This window comes from Xenorhabdus sp. KK7.4 (assembly GCF_963876465.1).
Classification (GTDB): Bacteria; Pseudomonadota; Gammaproteobacteria; order Enterobacterales; family Enterobacteriaceae; genus Xenorhabdus; species Xenorhabdus stockiae.
This window is the reverse complement of record NZ_CAWNQF010000142.1, coordinates 1-2207: the sequence shown is the minus strand read 5'-3', so window position 1 is coordinate 2207 and position 2207 is coordinate 1. Positions and strand designations below refer to the sequence as shown.

General features: G+C 43.2%; 3 protein-coding genes. All 3 read left to right on the top strand.

Features of this window, described 5'->3' with window-relative positions; all coding sequences use genetic code 11:
* Positions 1 to 415 precede the first annotated feature (415 nt).
* On the top strand, positions 416 to 1144 hold the full coding sequence (locus AACS90_RS21765) for a Thoeris anti-defense Tad2 family protein (RefSeq protein ID WP_099123639.1): 729 nt from the start codon (positions 416 to 418) through the stop codon (positions 1142 to 1144).
* Positions 1145 to 1447: 303 nt separating this feature from the next.
* A complete protein-coding gene (locus AACS90_RS21760) occupies positions 1448 to 1783 on the top strand; it encodes a phage holin, lambda family (protein WP_099121745.1) in 336 nt (111 codons plus the stop codon).
* Positions 1780 to 2207 (top strand): lysozyme (locus tag AACS90_RS21755; RefSeq protein ID WP_099123638.1); only part of this gene is annotated, 428 nt, incomplete at its 3' end. The genes AACS90_RS21760 and AACS90_RS21755, both read left to right, overlap by 4 nt.

Below are 2207 nucleotides of genomic sequence, written 5' to 3'. Positions count from 1 at the left end.
TTTATTCAACTACCGAGGATTTTCAGGTAGTTCGAAATCCTGCGCGTTCGGGATGTCCAGAGGAATATCCTTGTTCTCCCTTTTAGGGACTTGAAGACCTGTTTAAGGTGCGTCCACTCAGGCTACCGTCTGGATGACGGTATTGTTGAAAGTCCATGCTCCCCGTTCTCAGACAATAGTTACTATCTGAATAATGGCTGGCATGGCATGCATTAGCACCAAACTTCAAATATACACCTCACTGAATCACGTACTCGATTAACAGATGAACTTTATAATACGCCACCCTATTTTAAGGCGTATTGATTCTGTTACAGGCTATTCAATTGAGATAAGAATCTGACCTCAGTAATATTAACTGGCTAGTTAGCAGTAGGATGAAATGACCTTTAACGAATAATAAAGTGAGGTGTTTATGTCTGATGTTAATAAGCTGGATGATAAACAATGTCCGTTTGATCCTGAGCAATACAAAGTTACATATAAGACTACAGTTGAGCTAAGTAATGATGCCACCGCCCCAATAGGCTCTTTTGCATGGGCAATAATCCAATTGAATTTAGGAAATTTAGTGGGCCGTAAAAATTGGGAATCCTCTAAGCAATACTTACGACTTAATAAAGAATCAGGTTATATAGAGGAACACGATAAACCCTATCATTGGGAACTCTGGATCCCCAAAAAAGAAGATATGGCGGCTTGTGATTGGGAATTGACGAAATCATCAGAATGTTCAGAAGATAATATACTTGTTTTTGATCTGACCTTGGGTTATGAGCAGAAATACGGTATGCGATTTTGGGGATTTATAGGAAGTGAAGAGGATAGGTTTCCTTCCATCGGTACGATAAATATAAAATATGATAAGTACAATTTTGGCAAAATCACTGGTTTCTATTGGACTGATGACGGCATCTTTCATTTTGATACAATAGAACCCCACAATGAGCTTTTTGAGCAAGCGCTCCTTATCACAGTTGATGATATCACCTATAACCTTGGTAAAAGATCATCATATGGAAATGTAGGTTATGGAGAATATTATACAAATGGTTATTCAAACAACGCTGATGCCCAGAAGCTAAGCGCTATATTGAAGCAAACCGGTCAGCTTAAAACTTGTTGTATAAAATGGGCAAATTAAATCAACCACATAATTCTACACCCTGAATTCAAGGCTGCTTAATGCGGCCTTTTTTGTTTTTGGTCGCCAACTACCGAGAAAGTGTTGGGTGCGTTGCGGATTTACATGTTCCAGCCGACTGCAAACGCTCATATTGGCAGGACCACAATTTAACATCTGAAAACAGGCAGGCTAGACCTGCTACAAGTTACGCGCCATGCGTATCTATGCCCTAAATTCTTAGGGCATTCCTACTCACTACAACTCACAGGGGCGACCACAGACTCACCCCACGGACGCCCATTGTTCTGATGGGGTGGAAATATGCGTATGACTGAAAAAGATACGGAGTTCTGGGCGCATGTCTGGGACTGGTTAATTATCAATGCTCCTTTTCTGGGTGGTATGTTTCTGGCGGCATCGACCGCATTCGCCCGGGAGAAAAGGGATGGCTCAGGCTGGAAAGCCTCATTAGTCGAAGCCTTTATCTGTGCCGCAATCAGTGTCGGGATTATTAACGCGCTGGAGTATGCACAACTGCCGCTGAGTCTGGCGCAGTTCTTCGGTGTCCTGATTGGCTTTTTGGGTACTAAGAAGATTGGGTCAATTCTTGATGCGGTCTTTACCTTCTTCAAAAACAAGTTCGGGGTGCACAGATGAAAATCAGCGAAAACGGATTGAGCTTCATCAAGCAATATGAAGGCCTGAAACTGAAAGCCTACCCCGATCCGGCAACAGGTAATATTCCGTGGACGATTGGCTACGGTCACACAAAAGACGTCAAGCCAGGGCAAGTGATAACAGAACAGCAGGCCGACGCATTCCTGCATGATGATCTTCTGCCTATCTATATCACCCTTGAATCAGCCGTTAAGATATCACTGACTCAGGGTCAGTTTGATGCACTGTGCTCGTTCATCTTCAATTGTGGTGCGGGTAACTTTGCTCGTTCTACCTTGCTGAAGAAACTCAATGCCGGTGACTACCAGGGTGCAGCCGATGAATTTCAGAGATGGAATAAGGCAGCAGGTAAAGTGATGAACGGTCTGACTAAGCGCAGGGCATCTGAACGCCAGATGTTTTT

Excerpts from the sequence above, each read along its gene's own strand:
- AACS90_RS21760 (WP_099121745.1), top strand. The coding sequence starts at position 1,448 with ATGCGTATGACTGAAAAAGATACGGAGTTCTGGGCGCATGTCTGGGAC.
- AACS90_RS21765 (WP_099123639.1), top strand. The coding sequence starts at position 416 with ATGTCTGATGTTAATAAGCTGGATGATAAACAATGTCCGTTTGATCCT.